This window comes from Desulfonatronospira sp. (assembly GCA_003563255.1).
Classification (GTDB): domain Bacteria; phylum Desulfobacterota; class Desulfovibrionia; order Desulfovibrionales; family Desulfonatronovibrionaceae; genus Desulfonatronospira.
Window position 1 is genome coordinate 1 of the sequence record PWSL01000365.1, and the last position, 16,421, is coordinate 16,421.

At 48.5% G+C, this 16,421-nt stretch carries 13 protein-coding genes; 8 read left to right on the forward strand and 5 right to left on the reverse strand.

Features of this window, described 5'->3' with window-relative positions; translation table 11 throughout:
• Positions 1-179 precede the first annotated feature (179 nt).
• The 3 genes from ffh to QZP87_RS10695 all read right to left on the reverse strand — a co-directional run bounded on the left by ffh (position 180) and on the right by QZP87_RS10695 (position 4,403).
• Complete coding sequence (gene ffh, locus QZP87_RS10685; protein WP_291322910.1) at positions 180-1,577, reverse strand: signal recognition particle protein; 1,398 nt, start codon at positions 1,575-1,577, stop codon at positions 180-182.
• Between the two features lie 193 nt (positions 1,578-1,770).
• The gene (locus QZP87_RS10690; RefSeq protein ID WP_291322911.1) at positions 1,771-2,967 is read right to left on the reverse strand and encodes a pyridoxal phosphate-dependent aminotransferase; all 1,197 of its coding nucleotides are present in this window, start codon (positions 2,965-2,967) and stop codon (positions 1,771-1,773) included.
• A 20-nt stretch (positions 2,968-2,987) separates the two neighbouring features.
• Entirely contained in the window at positions 2,988-4,403 is a 1,416-nt protein-coding gene (locus QZP87_RS10695) for a sigma-54 dependent transcriptional regulator (protein WP_291322912.1), read from the reverse strand.
• A gap of 158 nt (positions 4,404-4,561) precedes the next feature.
• Here QZP87_RS10695 and larB point away from each other — a divergent pair, with 158 nt between their 5' ends.
• Positions 4,562-5,350, forward strand: a complete 789-nt coding sequence (gene larB, locus QZP87_RS10700; protein ID WP_291322913.1) for a nickel pincer cofactor biosynthesis protein LarB — start codon at positions 4,562-4,564, stop codon at positions 5,348-5,350.
• 240 nt (positions 5,351-5,590) lie between these two features.
• On the opposite strand, the gene QZP87_RS10705 is transcribed toward larB, so the two are convergent.
• Together QZP87_RS10705 and QZP87_RS10710 are read right to left on the reverse strand one after the other, a co-directional pair.
• On the reverse strand, positions 5,591-6,394 hold the full coding sequence (locus QZP87_RS10705) for a lysophospholipid acyltransferase family protein (protein WP_291322914.1): 804 nt from the start codon (positions 6,392-6,394) through the stop codon (positions 5,591-5,593).
• A complete protein-coding gene (locus tag QZP87_RS10710) occupies positions 6,391-8,208 on the reverse strand; it encodes an ABC transporter ATP-binding protein (RefSeq protein ID WP_291322915.1) in 1,818 nt (605 codons plus the stop codon). Before QZP87_RS10710 ends, QZP87_RS10705 begins: the two co-directional genes overlap by 4 nt.
• A 707-nt stretch (positions 8,209-8,915) precedes the next feature.
• Here QZP87_RS10710 and QZP87_RS10715 point away from each other — a divergent pair.
• The 7 genes from QZP87_RS10715 to QZP87_RS10745 all read left to right on the forward strand — a co-directional run bounded on the left by QZP87_RS10715 (position 8,916) and on the right by QZP87_RS10745 (position 16,172).
• A complete protein-coding gene (locus QZP87_RS10715; RefSeq protein ID WP_291322916.1) occupies positions 8,916-9,875 on the forward strand; it encodes a lysophospholipid acyltransferase family protein in 960 nt (319 codons plus the stop codon).
• A gap of 2 nt (positions 9,876-9,877) precedes the next feature.
• Positions 9,878-10,648, forward strand: a complete 771-nt coding sequence (locus QZP87_RS10720) for a sulfotransferase family protein (protein WP_291322917.1) — start codon at positions 9,878-9,880, stop codon at positions 10,646-10,648.
• A 74-nt stretch (positions 10,649-10,722) separates the two neighbouring features.
• Positions 10,723-11,541 carry a lipopolysaccharide kinase InaA family protein gene (locus tag QZP87_RS10725; RefSeq protein ID WP_291322918.1) on the forward strand — a complete coding sequence of 273 codons (819 nt, stop codon included), beginning with the start codon at positions 10,723-10,725 and terminating at the stop codon, positions 11,539-11,541.
• Positions 11,538-12,608, forward strand: a complete 1,071-nt coding sequence (locus QZP87_RS10730; RefSeq protein WP_291322919.1) for a glycosyltransferase — start codon at positions 11,538-11,540, stop codon at positions 12,606-12,608. Before QZP87_RS10725 ends, QZP87_RS10730 begins: the two co-directional genes overlap by 4 nt.
• Positions 12,609-12,949: 341 nt before the next feature.
• Positions 12,950-14,113, forward strand: coding sequence for an O-antigen ligase family protein (locus QZP87_RS10735; protein ID WP_291322920.1), 1,164 nt, complete (start codon positions 12,950-12,952; stop codon positions 14,111-14,113).
• 166 nt (positions 14,114-14,279) lie between these two features.
• Positions 14,280-15,206 carry a putative nucleotide-diphospho-sugar transferase gene (locus QZP87_RS10740; protein ID WP_291322921.1) on the forward strand — a complete coding sequence of 309 codons (927 nt, stop codon included), beginning with the start codon at positions 14,280-14,282 and terminating at the stop codon, positions 15,204-15,206.
• Between the two features lie 195 nt (positions 15,207-15,401).
• Complete coding sequence (locus tag QZP87_RS10745) at positions 15,402-16,172, forward strand: TylF/MycF/NovP-related O-methyltransferase (RefSeq protein WP_291322922.1); 771 nt, start codon at positions 15,402-15,404, stop codon at positions 16,170-16,172.
• The last annotated feature ends 249 nt before the right edge of the window (positions 16,173-16,421 follow it).

A 16,421-nucleotide genomic window follows, 5' to 3' on the forward strand; every position in this document is an offset into this window, starting at 1 on the left:
GACTGGCTCTTCCGGGACCCACTTGTCCCAGAAATCGAGTCATTTTGAGCACAAAATGATGCTCAAGTGGGTCCCGGAGTGCCTGTCCCCTGCTTTCCTTAAAAGCGCTAAACAGATACTTCGCTGTAGTGTTATATTTCTGAAAAAATATATACTTAAATACTGTTTTGTCCAGTTTTTTATTTCTTCCTTTTTTTGCGCTTGACTTTTTTACGTCTGGTTTTTGTCCTTCCGGGAACGGGCATGCCCTGAGAATTTATATCCAGCTGGGGCTGACCGTCCTTGCCGATCATTTTTTTCATCATCTTCTGCATCTGGTCAAAATTGCTTAAAAGCTGGTTCACATCCTGGACAGTAGTTCCACTGCCCCGGGCCACCCTCTGCTTGCGGGAGGCGTTGAAAAGCTTGGGGTTGCTACGCTCTTTGGGGGTCATGGAGTTTATAATCGCGTCCATCTTGGCCATCTCTTTTTCAGGCATCTGGACATCCTTTAGCTTGTCCCGCATCTTGCCCATGCCAGGTATCATCTTGAGCAGCCCTTCAATGGAACCCATTTTTTTCAGACGGCCCATCTGTTTGCGGAAATCATCCAGGTCAAATTTGGATTTCTGGAATTTCTCCTGCATGGCCCTGGCTTCATCCTGGTCCATGTCTTCCTGGGCCTTTTCGATAAGGGTCAGGACATCTCCCATGCCAAGGATACGGGAAGCAACCCGGTCTGGGTGAAACGCTTCCAGGTCGGTTAGCTTTTCTCCGGTGCCTACAAATTTGATGGGCTTCTGGGTAATGGACTTTATTGAAAGGGCCGCCCCGCCCCTGGCATCTCCTTCCATCTTGGTTAGAATCACCCCGGTGATGTCCAGGAGGTCATTGAAGCGCTGAGCTACGGTAACCGCGTCCTGACCGGTCATAGCGTCCGCCACGAAAAGTATCTCGTGCGGCGAGCACTTTTCCTTGATGGAGACCAGTTCCTGCATGAGAACTACGTCTATGTGCAAACGCCCTGCAGTGTCTATTATGACGGCTGTATGTACTTTCTGTCTGGCCTCTTCCAGAGCCCGGACACAAATATCGACAGGGTTGTCACTGGAAGTTGACGGATAGGCCGGCAGATTAAGGTCTTGGGCCAATTTATGCAGTTGGTCAATGGCGGCAGGCCGGTATACGTCAGCCGGTACAAGGTAAGGCGAATACTTCAGGCCCTGCAGGTACAGGGCCAGCTTGCCCGCGGAAGTGGTCTTGCCCGAACCCTGCAGCCCCACCATCATGATGACCACCGGGGGTTTGGCCTTGAGATCCAGACCCTGTTGCTCGCCGCCCAGGAGTTCTTCAAGCTCCTCCTTGACAATCTTAACCACCTGCTGGCCGGGAGTCAGGCTCTTGACCACGTCCTGGCCCAGGGCACGATCCTTGACACGCTGGGTAAACTCCTTGACCACCTTGTAGTTGACGTCTGCTTCCAGCAGGGCCAGACGCACTTCCCGCATGCCGGCCTGGATATTCTGCTCATCCAGCCGGCCATGGCCCTTGAGCTTTTTAAAGACGGTATTTAACCGCTCTGATAGACTGTCAAACATTTATATTGCATTACCCTTGGATATAGACAGAAAAACACTACTTATTAGCCTGGAACAAGGCACAAGTCAAGCAGCGCCGATCAGGCCACCTGCGGGGAAAGACTGTCAATCCCTGAATGACGGAACTTTTCCATCCTGACATATATCATAACCTGTCCAGGCTGTTTCGACCTTGTCGTTTTTTTGTAAGCATTCAGGGGGTGCCGGAACCGGCAACCGCCCGCACAAGTCCAGGCTCTGCCCTGCGGATGACTTCCTCAGAGACACAGAAAGAAAAGCGGACAAACCCGGGGTATCCGAACCCTGACCCGGGTACGGCCAGAATATTTTCCTCAAAGAGTTCCCGGACGAATTTCTGGTCATCCCCCCCGGGTGCCTTTGGAAAAAAGTAAAAGCCGCCTCTGGGCAGGGAGAACTCCAGCCCCGCCTTGTCCATGATTTCAGCCATGGCCCTCCTTCTGGAGGCATAAATTTCAGTGTCCACCGTGACGTGCAGGGCCTTTTGCAGAAGAATCTGCCCGATGACCGGAGCGTTTACAAAGCCCAGGATGCGGTTGGTGAGATTCAGGCCCTGCAACAACTCATCTCCACCGGGCATTTCCGGGTGCACCGCCAGGTAACCCACCCTCTCACCGGCCATGGACAGGCTTTTGGAATAGGAACTGACCACCAGGCTGTAGGGATAAAGAGCCATAACCGGTGGAACCACAGTATCGTCATAGGTCAGAAAACGGTAGGGTTCATCAGATATGAGCATTATGGGATGACCATATTCGCTGCTTTTTTCCTGGATGATATCCACCAGCTCCTGTAGTTCTTCTATTGAGTACACCTGTCCACTGGGATTATTGGGTGAATTGATCAGAATCACCCTGGTATCTGGAGTAATGGCACTGCGCATGGCCTGCAGATCCATTTCAAAACTGACAGGTTTGGACGGCACCGGAACGAAGGTTCCCTGGAAATTCTGAGTATAAAAAGAATATTCTACAAAAAATGGGGCCGGGCAGACCACCTCATCCCCAGGGCGCAAAACCGCCCTGAAAAAAACATTGATGCCGCCAGCTGCCCCGCAGGTAACCACAATATTTTCATCAGCCAACTTTACCTGCTGCTCCTTGGAAACCACCCCGGCCAGAGCCTTGCGTACCCCGGGGAGACCGGCATTGGGCATGTATCCCAGGGCATAGGGCCTGTCTGCGTTGCGTCCAAGCTCTTCGAGTGCCTGCCCCACTTCCGGAGGAGGGGGAAGATCCGGATTTCCCAGACTGAAATCAAACACGTTTTCAGGTCCATATTTCTGCTTCAGCTCACTGCCGGCCTCAAACATTCTCCTTATCCAGGAGGCCTTTTCCAGGTAATCCGCCACCTGGGGATTCAAAACGGACATAAATTCTCCTTTGATGGCTGTTATGTAATAATCAGGCCCTGCTTTTTGTATTCGCTGAGTTTATTACGCAGCGTACGCACGGAAATCCCCAGCAGGTCCGAGGCCTGGGTCCGGTTTCCACCGGTTTTTTTCAAGCTTTTTATTATCATGCGCTTTTCCATTTCATAAATGGGGTAAATTTCGTCGTCATCTCTAAAAGAACCATCTGACTTTACTTCGGGCTGGAAATAACCTGAGACATCTTCTCCAGAGCTTTTTTCTGGTTCTTCCAGAATATTTTGCAGATCTTCGTCCTCCAGAAGAAAATGTCTGGTGCGTATTATCCCTGCTGAGCCCGCCAGAAGCACCGCCCTTTCCATCAGGTTCTGCAGTTCCCGGACATTGCCCGGCCAGTCATATTCCCATAGCCATCTGGCAGCCTCCTGATCCGGCTCCATGGGGGGCAGCCCGTACTGGGTGCTGAAATCGCGAATAAAATGATTTGCAAGAAGCAGAATATCGTCTCTTCTTTCCCGAAGGGGGGGCAGTCTCAAGGGGATGACGTTGAGGCGGTAAAACAGGTCCTGGCGAAAGTCTCCCTTGCGGGCACACTCCTCGATATTGCGGTTGGTGGTGGCCAGGACCCGCACATCCACCGGGACCGTATCAGTGCCTCCCACCCTGTCAATTTCGCTTTCCTGCAGCACCCTCAGAAGCTTGGCTTGCAGGGCCGGATCCATTTCTGATATTTCGTCCAGCAGAATGGTGCCCTGGTGGGCCATTTCGAATTTGCCCACTTTCCTGCTGATGGCGCCGGTAAAAGCCCCTTTTTCGTGACCGAAAAGTTCGCTTTCAAGCAGGTGTTCCGGCAGCGCTGCGCAGTTGACTGCTATAAAGGGCCCGTCACAACGCGGACTATTGTTGTGCAGGAACCTGGCAAACATCTCCTTGCCTGTACCGGATTCACCGCTTATAAAAACTGAGGCCCTGGAGGACGCAACCTGCCTGGCCAGAGCCAGAACCTTCTGCATTGCTGGATGCGAACCGATTATGTAGTGACCCCTGGGCTTTGAGACGTTTATCCTGGTCTGGCATCGCTTCTGTGCGGATCCTGGCAGGATCGTCTTGACCTTTTCCCATTCCAGGGGAGCAAGCCAGTAATCCCCGGCACCGGCTTCCAGCAACTGCTGGGCCTCCTGGGCAGTGCCCTGCTCTGCAATGACTATTATCCTGCGCTGCTGCTCCTCGCTGTCCAGGGCATCCAGGAGATCCTGGACCCTGTAAGCCTGCCTTGAGACCTGGGAAAATACCAGGGCCGGGCTTTTATGCCTGATAATTTTCAGGGCCCCATCCAGGCTTTCGCTCATGAGCAGCTCGTACCCCTCGTCCCTCAGCCTGGACAAAACCGGGCTTATGAGTTCGGATCTGGCAATAAAAAGAATGCGTTTTGAAGACATGTCGGAGGCAATATACAGGCATTGCTTTAATTTTTCAATGTATATCTATGCTCCTGAACCAATAAAATTCATTAAATTTGAGTACGTTGCTGACTCCCGGTAAACTGACTTGGTAACATTTCAGCCCTGTTTTACAGGTACAGGGTTTGAGGTTTTTTATGCAAAGAAAAGAGATTGCCTGTGTGCTGCATGATCTTGTTGAAGGCCGCGCCACTGTGGATGAGACCCTGGAACTTATCGGCCTGGAGCCCTACCTGGAGACCGGGCAGGGGCTGAACCTGGATCTGCGTCGAGGCATCAGGACCGGAATCCCGGAAGTGATATTCGGGGCCGGCAAAAGCATGGCCCAACTCTTCAGCGCAGTAAAGCACCTGGCCCGAACACAGGGCAAAGCTCTGGTGACCCGCCTGGACACCGGGGCTGGGCAGGAGCTGGCACAGAAAGTTCCAGAGGGGCAATTCTTCCAGGCCCCCGGACTCTTTGTGCTCAATCATGACATGGACCTGGATAATCCCTGGAACGGAAAAGCCAGGGCCATGATAATATCCGCCGGAGGAGCGGATTTGCCCGTGGCCCTGGAGGCCTACGCCTGCCTGGATTTTTTCGGGCATACCCCCGGGCTGGTATCAGACGTTGGAGTAGCTGGCCTGCACAGGCTCTTTCCACACCTGCCCAAGATCTCCAGGGCAGAGATCCTGATTATCATAGCCGGCATGGAAGGTGCCCTGCCCTCTGTGCTGGCGGGGCTGTGTCCGGTACCCATTGTGGCCGTACCCACATCCGTTGGCTACGGCACCAGCCTGGGAGGCATAACCCCGCTGCTGGCCATGCTTACCTCATGTGCACCGGGCATATCTGTGGTCAATATAGACAACGGCTTCGGGGCGGCGTGCTTTGCCTGCAAAATCCTGGATAACCAGGATAGAAAAAGTAAATTAAGCGCTTAGCACATATTTCGAAACAACATGTTGTTTCATTTTCAAAGAAAGCCAGGAGGTTTTGCCCACGGAACACACGGAAGGGCACGGAAGTTTTTAAAGCGTTGCGAAGCAACGAATATTCCGTGAAATTCCGTGTATTCCGTGGGCCGTCTCTTTTGCCCCGAAGGGGCCTCTTTTTCCGCGCAGGGTCGCGGAAAAAGCCTAGGCGCTTAGCACATATTTCGAAACAACAATCTTGTTTCATTTTCAACCGAACCAGGCTTCGAATTCCTTCCACCTGTCCAGTCTGGAGGCAATGAAGTCCACAATCACCTGATGCTCGGCTTTACCGTTTCCCTGGATCTGCATGGCCGGTCCGAAATCCATGCGGATGGGCCTGTTGGGCCTGATTTTTCCAAAATCCTTGACAATACCGCCTTGCTCCCAGGCATCGGTCTTAAGGGCCAGGGGTACCACTGGAACCGCGGCCTTGCGGGCCAGCTTGACTCCCATGGAATTAAAGCGCTTTTTATCCAGGTCCCTGGATCTCTCTGCCTGGGGAAAAACCACCACCGAGATCCCGCGCTGCAGTCTGTCCAGGCCCTCCTCCATAACAACCTTAAAGTCATCCCTGGGGTTTACGCGCTTTACCACCACCGGGTCCCGGGAAATCATTATATGCTTGAATACCGGGTAGCGGACCAAACCCTCCTTGACCACAAAGGTCACTTGCCTGTGCGGACAAATAACCGCTCCCAGGGCAAAAGTCTCCAGGGTGCTCATGTGGTTTCCCACAAACACACAGGGCTCATCCAGGTCAATGAAATTTTTCTTGCCCCGGATAATAAACCTGCAGCCCACCCTTTCCAGATGCCGCAAAATGTCCACGCTTCTCAAGATCCAGTCATGATCCGTAAACCCCTTCCACCTGGCCTTGGTCCAGGACCGGAAAACGGTGCAAAGCATTCGAGGGTAAAAATAGACATTGGGGGTTCTGGAAAAGATCCAGGATGCCCCGACTGGATTGCTTACATAGCTGTCCCGGTTTTCTGTAACACTCATGGTATTCATTCTCTCTCTCCAGCATCGCCCTCCAGGCTCGCGTTCTGATCCTGGAACTGCATTTCATATAATTTCTTGTATAAAGAGCACTTGTACAGTAACTTTTCATGACTGCCCTGGGACAATATACGTCCCTGATCCAGGACCACTATGCTGTCCGCGGACAAAATCGTAGAAAGCCTGTGGGCGATCACAATACTGGTGCGTTTTTGCATGAGGTTTTCCAGGGCCTGCTGCACAATGCGCTCGGACTCGGTGTCCAGAGCTGATGTGGCCTCGTCCAGAATAAGCAGGGCCGGGTCCTTCAATATGGCCCGGGCAATAGTGATGCGCTGTTTCTGCCCCCCGGAAAGCCTGACCCCGCGCTCGCCAAGGACTGTGTCGTAACCATCGCTTAGCTCCATAATAAAATCATGGGCGAAAGCGGCCCTGGCCGCGGCCTCCACCTGCAACTGGTCCGCGTAATCCAGGCCGTAGGCGATATTGTCTCGAACCGTTGTGTTGAACAAAAAATTGTCCTGGGACACAATCCCCATGAACCGGCGCAGACTATGCAAAGTGTATTCCCCCGTGGGCAGGCCGTTGATATACACTTCCCCCTGGTGCTGGACGTAGAACCTGGGCAGGATATTGATCAGTGTTGTCTTGCCGGCCCCGCTGGGTCCGACAATAGCAATCTTCTGTCCCCGCTCGATACTCAGGTTTACATTCTCTAAAGCAGGCTTGCCGCTGCCGGGGTAATAAAAAGTTACCTTCTTCATCTCCAGACTCTGGAAGGGAGGCTTCAGCTGCACATTTCCTCCACGCTCTTCTGTGATTTCATCGGAATCCAGGACCTGAAAAACCCGCTCGGCTCCGGCCAGGGCCTGCTGGATATGCAGATTGGTCTTGTTCAACTTCTTGATGGGCTTGTAGAGCATGAACAAAGCGGTGAGAAAGGAAAAAAAGGTTCCCGGGGTGGTGTCTCCGGCAATAACCTTGCTTCCTCCGTACCAGATGATCAGCCCCATACCAACGGCTCCCAGGACTTCCATGACCGGTGTGGCCAGAGAATTGTACTTGAGCTGTTTCAGAGAGTTGTCTGTCAATCTCTTATTTTCATGTGCAAAGCTCTGACTTTCCCGCGTTTCTGCGGCAAAGGCCTTGATGACCTTGATCCCGCTCAGAGTCTCCTGGAGAAAGCCGGTAATATGGGACAGCCTGAGCTGCTTTTTCCGCCCCAGCTTGCGTATCTTATTGCTGAAATGAATAAACGGATATACGGCCAGGGGATAGATGACCAGGGAGATTAGGGCCAGTTGGGCATCCTGGTAAAACACCACCACCAGAAGGCCCAGCATGGTCAGAAAGTCCTTGATGAGATCAATGAAATGGGGCAGGCTGGATTTCAGCAGGTTGACATCGTTGACGATCCTGGACATGAGCATGCCCACCCTGTTGTGGTCAAAAAAATTCACCGGCAGAGCGGTAAACTTGCAGTACATCTCGTTGCGCAAAGTCTGCAGCACCTTAATGCCGCAGGAGTGCATGAGGTACCGCTGAAGAAACTGGAAAATGCTCATGCACACAACTGCCAGAAAAAGCAGAAAGGGGATGACCCTCAGTGCCCGCTCGTCCTGGGCGATGAAAATATCGTCCAGAGCCGGCTTGACCAGGAATGCCGCGGCGGCGGTACTGCCGGCGACAATCCCCAGGGAGATCAGGGAAATAAAAATATATAACCTGTAAGGCCGGAAATAACCCAGACATCGCTTGATAAGCGGCCATGAATCCCCCCTGGGTTTATTATATTTTACTTTGTCTTTTTTGCTTTCATCTTCCATTTAATTTTTTCCGGCTGGCTGTTTATATCTACAGCGACACTTTATTTAAGCTGGATGGAGACCGGCTCCCCGAAATTATAATAATCCATAAGTCTTCCGTAACCATTCAGGGGGTCCTCGGTGATGACTGATGGCACAAGGCCTGGGGACTGTCCCCCGCTAAGTAATAATTATGCAGCTTAACAAAATTTCGCGTCTGTACTTTTTGTATTTAATTGACCACATGTCAAGGGCCTTGCCCATTTTAATAATCTTGCCTATAAGCCTGTGGAACGAAGCGCGCTGTCCTGCGCTGAAAAAGAGGCCCTTTCGGGGCAAAAGAGTCTGCCTACGGAATACACGGAATTTGCGTTGCTCAGGAACGCTGTAAAAAACTTCCGTGTCCTTCCGTGTCCTTCCGTGTGTTCCGTGGGTAAAACCTCCTGGCTTACTTTGAGAATGAAACAACATGTTGTTCCGAAATTTGTGCTAAGCGCATAAGAACCACGTAACCATTCAGGGGGTCATCGGTATTGGTCGCTGGCACCAGGTCTGGGGACTGTCCCCGCTAAGTACTATCTATGAAGGTTCACACAACTTAGCGTTTGTCATATTAAATTTGTGCATGAAAGGTGTCGCGGGGACTGTCCCCAGTCACGCCAGAGGCGTGATTCCGGCACCCCCCTGAATGGTTATAGAACCACGAACTTTACACTCTCAAGGCAGGGATGAAAAGTATCACAAAACGTCTCAAAAAAGCTGCTAAACGCACAAGCTATCCCATTACAGCCTGGCTGTTCGTGCTTATGGGACATTTGCTCAGAAAAATGTCCAGGGAGCAAACCCTGAAACTCGGCAGACTGCTTGGATACCTGGCCTGTGACGGGTTAAGAATCAGACGCAACCTGGTGATAAACAACCTGAAACAGGCCTTCCCGGAAAAAACAGAAACAGAGATCCAGCAAGTAGCTCGACAGACTTATGTCAACCAGGCCGTAAATGTGCTTGAACTTCTGCGTATTCCTCTGATCCGGGATGAACAGGATGCCCGGGAATTGCTCGACATTCATGCTGATGAGGTCGTATCCAATACCCTGGCTCAAAACCGCGGAGCAGTGGTGGTCTCGGCCCATTTGAGCAGCTGGGAGACTATAGGTGTGTGTGCCGGGCTTCTCATGAGGCCTTTTCACCTTATCGTTAAGCCTTTAAAAAACAAGAGGCTGGACAAGACCCTCAATCACTTGCGCACACTACACGGAAACAGGACCATCCTTAAGGAGAGAGCGCTTCGGGAAGGCCTTAAAGCCTTGAAATCAGGAGGCGTTTTGGTTATCCTTGGAGACCAGGCCAAACGTAAGACCGGAGTTAGTATAAATTTTTTAGGCCGTCAGGCCAGTGTGTCCCTGGGTCCGGCCTTTCTGGCTCTTAAGGCCGGAGTTCCTCTATTCGTGGAAAAATGTCGAATGCTGGAGAACGGTAAGTACCTTCTGGAAATCAAAGAAATCCAGACCAGCGATCTGGCCTGTACCAGGGAAGACATCCGGACCCTGACCATTCGCTATACAAGAGCACTGGAAAATTTCATCAGCACATATCCCCAGGAATGGCTCTGGCTGCATGACCGCTGGAAGCCAGCAAAGCTTTCCAGAAGGGAATCTTACAAAGTGGACTCACTGAAGGACTCTTAGACATGAACTTTCCTGTAAAGTGGATCCGCAACATATATACCTTGTGCAGTCCTTTCTATATCATGGACCCGGCACAGAGATGGCGTTCATATTCTGTTCACACCAACCACCGCATCGGTATCAATCATGAATACAGGTTTGTTTTTGTCCGCATTCCCAAAAATGCCAGCACTGTAATCAGCCTGTCACTGCATCATAACATTACTGGTGAGAAAATCGACAGCGCCTCGGAGGCCAAGAAAATCGCCTTCAAGACCCCGACTTCGCTGGGCTTCGGCCGGGCCAGGGAAGTCTTGGCCGGCTATTATAAATTTTGCTTTGTCCGCAACCCTTTTACCCGGATTCTTTCTGCCTATCTGCAGAAGATCTCCCGTGGTCAGGGAGGGAGAAAGGCAAAATATAAAAAAATGATCTGTAAACGTCTGGGAGTGAATACTGATAATGAAATTTATTTTACCGATTTCATCCGTTACCTGGAACAGGGTGGACTAATGGACGATCCCCACTGGATCCCGCAGTCCTGCTACATCGACATGATCGGTTTCAACCAGCTGGATTTCGCGGGCAAGGTCGAAAACCTTGTCCCCGATCTCAAGAATCTTTATGAGCGGATTTTCGGTGCTGACAACTTTATTTTGCCTGATTTCAAGAAAAAGGTAACAGGAGCCAAAGATCTGTTGCAAGAATACTACCGCCCGGAAGAACGGCAAGCAATAAAGCGTCTATATTCTCAGGACTTCGAAATATTCGAGTCTATACAATATAGGCCTTGAGTATGGCGTATCAGTTCAGCCCTTTTATAAACAGATACATCAACACAGGCATGACAGAGTGATAATCAAACAAAATGAATAACAATGTGTTAGTTCAACGCAGATTTAATGACCTTTATCTCTCATACATAGACGATGCAGCAGTCAATTTTATCAATTCCGGCCAGACCCCCAGTGAATGGTTTGAGCGGGCGGTTGTAAAGCTCAAGGCCAGCTGTACTCGTGATGCAGGGCTTGTAGTCGGGACGGAAAATAGAACTCTTTTTGTCAAAAGGTTCAAACTCAACAGGTGGCAGAGACTGTTCAGGCCATTGGTCAAAGACCGGGCGCTTCAAGCATTCAATCTTTCCATGGAGTTGATCCGGTCAGGGATCTCAGTACCCCGGCCATTCGCAGCAGTGAGGGATTTCAACGGCAGGCCCAAAGCAACTTACTTTATCAGTGAGGCCCTGCTTCATACGCAAACATTGCAGTCGATTATAAAAAACACCGATAATCCTGATAGTAAACTGGACCTAATAAAATATCTGGCCGGTGAAATCGCCAGACTTCACAGGGCTGGTTTTTTTCACGGCGACATGAAGTGGAAAAACATAATGCTGAACCCCGATAGGCTCGATAGAATCTATTTTGTGGATCTGGATTCATCGGGATCGCTTAAATCTTCCCGGGATTCACGTTATGCAAGGGATCTGGCCAGATTTTGCGTGGACATTTTCGAAATCCTGGATACCGAGGACCTGATACATGATTTTCTCGAGGCCTATGTTCTCAATACTTCCCGCACGCTTGAGGAGGTGATCACACATATCCAGCCCTATCATCGCAAAAGGGCGGCCAAGCACAAGCACAGGTACGGCATAGCCGTACCACCGATCACACTGAAAACATGAATATTCTTTTTGTATGTACATCAAAAATCTGGGGCGGCAACGAAAAATGGTGCTCGCTGGCAGCTCATGAACTGGCAAAAGCTCATCAGGTTTTTGTCGTCTATCGCAGCAAAAATGTTGGAGACAGGTTCTCTGTCAGCAAAAAACAATTCTTTTTTGCCGGCAGAGTGGATCCTTTTGGTCTGTATAGATTAGCTAAATATATCCGTGAGAACGAAATAGATATTGTGGTGTCCACCCACAGAAAATTTTACATGATGGGCGCTCTGGCAGCACGCTTAGCCGGAAGCAGCTACTTCCTCAGATGCGGAATAGTATGGGAAATCCCTGATTCAGGCATCTACAGATATTTTTTTCAAAATTATGTTCACGGAATCATAGTCAACGCCCGACCCATAAGAGAAAAATTGCTGCAATCCGGCTTTATTGACCCGGAGAAGATTCACTTGATCTATAACGGTCTGGACACAGAAAAGCTTGAAAACTCATGCCTGGAAGTCCGGGAAAAGCCATATCCTTTTACTGTTGTATCCAGCGGCCAGCTAATATCCCGGAAGGGGTTCGACTTCCTGATTAAGGCCTTTGCCAGCTTTATTATAGACCACCCTGGAGTGAATGCGGGGCTTGTCATCATGGGGGAGGGTAAACTGGAAAGACAGTTGAAGCAGTTAACTGCTGAATTAGGCATTCAGGACCAGGTTTTTTTTACTGGTTTTCTTGATGATCCTTACCCGTTGCTGTGCACAGCGGATCTGTTTGTTTCGGCTTCAGACAATGAGGGAATATCCAATGCCCTGCTTGAAGCCATGTATCTCAAAATTCCGGTGATCACCACCCCGGCTGGCGGAGCAGGGGATATTATCGATCATGGAAACAACGGATTCCTGGTCGATCATGGCCATAAAAAAAAACTGGTCGATCTTCTCAGGCTGGCATGCCTGGAGCAAAAAAATATTTTGCCGGAAATTGCCCTGGCTGGACAACAGGCGGTGCTGGACCGGTTTTCCGCTTCTGACATGGCCCTGGCAATGGAAAAGATCTTTGACTCGCGGCATGAAAGGGGCTAAAACAGGCCATGTCAAATCTCTTCCAAGAGATAACCTCAAAATATGCGACTGCAAAAACACATTTTTTTAGTAATCGTATGTCCACTGCATTATGTACCCGCAACGCAGCTGAAATACTGTATTTTCCCCTGCGTTTCATTCAGCTGCTTCATGCCCTGCTGATCAAAATTTTCCCCCGGTCCTCCACTCTCAAAAGGACAGACAACATCTACGTGGAGACTCTGGGACTGGCCGGACTGTTTTTGTTTCTGTTCAACATCAATCTGGTCTGGGATCTGCACCGCAACGGCGAAACAATGCTTATCATCGCCTTTTTCCTGGCCATACGGCATTGGTGGGGGGTGCTTGTACGCCAGCCTCTTTTCTGGCTCATGATCGCTTTTGCCGTTTCCCTGATGATTTCCACCCATGTGGGTAATGTTAATTTCCCCCAGCACACCCACATCAATGAGGCCAAAAGTATGGCCAGGTTCTGCCTGTATGTCGGACTTGCCTGGTGGATAGGAACCAACTACACCTCTATCCGCAACGCGTTTTTAATTTTATGTTTGGGGTTTGCGCTGTCAAGCCTGCCTTGGATGCTGGACAGAGAAACAATCTCTTTAATGTTTGACGGCATGAGGCCCCACATAGATCATCTGGGAATGGGAACAGCAAGATATGGAACCTGGATTGGTTTTCTACTGACTGGATCGGTTCTTCTGGGCAAAAGTTTTCTGCCTGATCCTTTGTGGACTTCCAGATATTATTTCACCGGCTATGCTGTCTTTGTTATAATAACAGCTATCTTTGCTATTGGTGTTTTCGTCATAGCCTCAAGAACCATGTGGATAGCAGTTGCTTTGGCCATCCCTCTGGGCATCATAGCTTTAATCCTGATTTCCGGAGATCATAGAAAGTTGATCTTGAAAAATCTAGCCATTCCAACCGTGATATTAATCTTAATTTGCATCTTCACAGCCAGCCAATTTGACCGGATAGAAGAACGTTTTTCCATCGAAAGCAAAAATCTGTCCCATCTAGTTGCTGGAGAATTCCATCTGGTTGACAGTTTTTTTGAAGACCGGGGCGAAGAGTCTGCCTTAGGAGTCCGGATCCAGATGTACATGTGGTCTCTGGAAAACAAAGCCTTTGCCACCCCATTCGGATGGGGCCAGAGATCATTAAGAGCTATCAATAACCACCATGAGCTGAGAGACAAATATGATTGGCATTTCGATCAAAGCCACTTCCACAATGATTTTTTTATGCTTTCTTTCCAACTGGGTTTATTTGGCATTTCTGTTTTGTCTCTAATACTTTTTTTTCTCATCAAAGGGGTGGTAACTGGATATCGAAAAAGAGATATTCCAGAGCACTTGTTTATATTTTGTCTCATGACCTCGCTTTATGTGCTGCTCATAGGGTTGACAAACTCCAATTTTATGACCCACGCTTTTTTACCAGTCTGGGCAGGGTTATTGTTTTCATGCGGATTAAGATCATGCACCAATACAGGATATTGATGCATCTGTTTAGCACTTTGCATGTGCCAAGGGGACTGGCTCTCCCCGAACTAATTTTTAAAATTCCGTCAAACATCCTTTAGAAAAATAAATGCGGGAGTGCCTGTCCCCCGCTTTCCTTAAAAGCGCTAAATAGATACATATTGATTATATTACAACCAATATTATGAATCATGATAATATGACACAAAATGGCCTTATCTACGTAGCTTTTGGCTATGAGTATTTATTAATGGCAGCATATTCTGCATATACTGCAAAAAAACATAATCCAGATATCAGTTGCACCGTCGTTACTAATTTAAAAATTTCACACAAGGAACGTCTGAATACATACTTTGACCATATACATGAAGAAAATCTTGAAAATAAATTCAACAGACACATCAAAACAAGCATTATTGAATATGCTCCTTTTATCAAAGGTGCATATCTGGACTGCGACACAGAAGTCCGGGGGGATTTAAGTCCCATCTTATCATGCCTTGAGCGCTTTGATGTTGTCCTCAAGCTGAACCCGCATCCTTCGGTGAAAGACTACAGAATTTCTCAAGATATTCATGGCAGCGAGTTTCCCATGTGGAACGGAGGGGTAGTTTTCTTCCGCAATAACAAGTCGGCCCAAAGATTACTTGCAGACTGGAAAAAATACTTTCTGGAAATGGGTAAAAAAAGCGATCAACCTGCATTGGCCCGGGCAATTTTCGAGAATCCAGACATCAGGGTATTGTCCGTCAACTATGTCTGGAATACATTTCCTACTGATCTGGCACTAAAAAAAAGAGGGCAAAGCAGTAAATGCAGAATCTGGCATTACCGTAATCCTCAAGATTTTCCTGAGGTGGCTAAAAATATTTATGAACATCATTCTCATATCTCTTCTGCCATTCAACGACATCACGGTCTGGACCAGGAAATTGAACGGATAGAGCGAAGATACAGCATGCTTGCGTCACCATATTACCAGTCTGAATTGCTTCGTCCATTTTATCTCAAGTTTTTGAAGATACTATCCAAGTTAAGACTGACAGAAATGCCTTCCTTATCCAGGGCAAAGCATACAACAGGACAGAAATTTAAAAGGTTGGAATAAATTTTTGGTAACAGTTTAGCCATTTACATGTAGCATGGGGACTGGCTCTCACCGCACTTATTTTTAAAACCTGTCACGCATCCTTCAGAAAAATTAGTGCGGGGGTGCCTGTCCCCTGCTTTCCTTAAAAAGGGCTAAACTGTTACCATAACAGACAAATCGTGCACTCAACCAATATATTAGGTAGCAAAGAAAATGGGCCTTTTTAAAAAAAAGATAATAAATCACATTAGAAATAAAATACCAAGACTTGCAGAACACTTTGGATATGTTACTGTAAGTCCAATTTGCCTAAAAAATGATAAAGACAATAAAGCCTATCCGAGTCACATTGTGCCTGCACAGGAATACAAAGACTTTGTTAAAGTATACAAAACCCAGAAACAGTACAGGTCAAAGCCAGACTTTGTCAGGATTTTCTTTTTACATGAAAGATCTAAATATATTATTGAAAACAATATTCAAGGAGATTTTGCTGAACTTGGCGTGTACAGAGGTCATACAGCCAAGGTCTTACTGGATTCCTGCGGTTCAAGAACACTCAGGCTTTTTGATACTTTCCAGGGACACCCTGACAACGCCTGTGCAGACCAGGATGGAGAGCTGTATGTTGACCACATAAAACAAAAAACTCTTTCTGATACATCAGAGGCTGAAGTAAAAAATCTTCTTGGCCATGCAAATAATCTGGTCATCCACAAGGGCTTTTTTCCTGAGTCAGCAGCTGACTGTAACAACCTGCAGTTTGCATTTGTGCATCTTGATGCCGATCAGTATGAAAGTACGCTGGAAGGCTTTCGTTTTTTTTATCCACGGCTGTCACCCGGCGGGGTAATCATTTGTCATGATTACGGACGATATCAGGGAGTGCGCAAGGCTGTAAATGAATTTCGCAAGCTTTCATATGAGCATCCAATACTTATTCCCGACAGCACAGGGTCTATAATGTTTGTCAAATCATTTTAATGTCTTGAGAGTGAAGAGTTAAAGGTAAAAGGTAAAAAGTAAAGATAAAGAAATCAAGGAGTTAAATTAACCAAGACTTCGGACATTTTGAATCCTGGTATTTGTCTGTAAACAAAAACCTTGCCAGAGTATCTGTTTAGCGCTTTGCATGTAGCACGGGGACTGGCTCTTCCGGGACCCGCTTGTCCCAAAAAATGAGTCGATTTGAGCACAAAATGATGCTCAAGTGGGTCCCGGAGTGCCTGTCCC

Coding starts and splice junctions, on each gene's coding strand:
- QZP87_RS10720 (WP_291322917.1), top strand. CDS start 9,878: ATGAACTTTCCTGTAAAGTGGATCCGCAACATATATACCTTGTGCAGT.
- QZP87_RS10695 (WP_291322912.1), bottom strand. CDS start 4,403: ATGTCTTCAAAACGCATTCTTTTTATTGCCAGATCCGAACTCATAAGC.
- QZP87_RS10745 (WP_291322922.1), top strand. CDS start 15,402: ATGGGCCTTTTTAAAAAAAAGATAATAAATCACATTAGAAATAAAATA.
- QZP87_RS10715 (WP_291322916.1), top strand. CDS start 8,916: ATGAAAAGTATCACAAAACGTCTCAAAAAAGCTGCTAAACGCACAAGC.
- ffh (WP_291322910.1), bottom strand. CDS start 1,577: ATGTTTGACAGTCTATCAGAGCGGTTAAATACCGTCTTTAAAAAGCTC.
- QZP87_RS10690 (WP_291322911.1), bottom strand. CDS start 2,967: ATGTCCGTTTTGAATCCCCAGGTGGCGGATTACCTGGAAAAGGCCTCC.
- larB (WP_291322913.1), top strand. CDS start 4,562: ATGCAAAGAAAAGAGATTGCCTGTGTGCTGCATGATCTTGTTGAAGGC.
- QZP87_RS10725 (WP_291322918.1), top strand. CDS start 10,723: ATGAATAACAATGTGTTAGTTCAACGCAGATTTAATGACCTTTATCTC.
- QZP87_RS10710 (WP_291322915.1), bottom strand. CDS start 8,208: ATGGAAGATGAAAGCAAAAAAGACAAAGTAAAATATAATAAACCCAGG.
- QZP87_RS10740 (WP_291322921.1), top strand. CDS start 14,280: ATGAATCATGATAATATGACACAAAATGGCCTTATCTACGTAGCTTTT.
- QZP87_RS10730 (WP_291322919.1), top strand. CDS start 11,538: ATGAATATTCTTTTTGTATGTACATCAAAAATCTGGGGCGGCAACGAA.
- QZP87_RS10705 (WP_291322914.1), bottom strand. CDS start 6,394: ATGAATACCATGAGTGTTACAGAAAACCGGGACAGCTATGTAAGCAAT.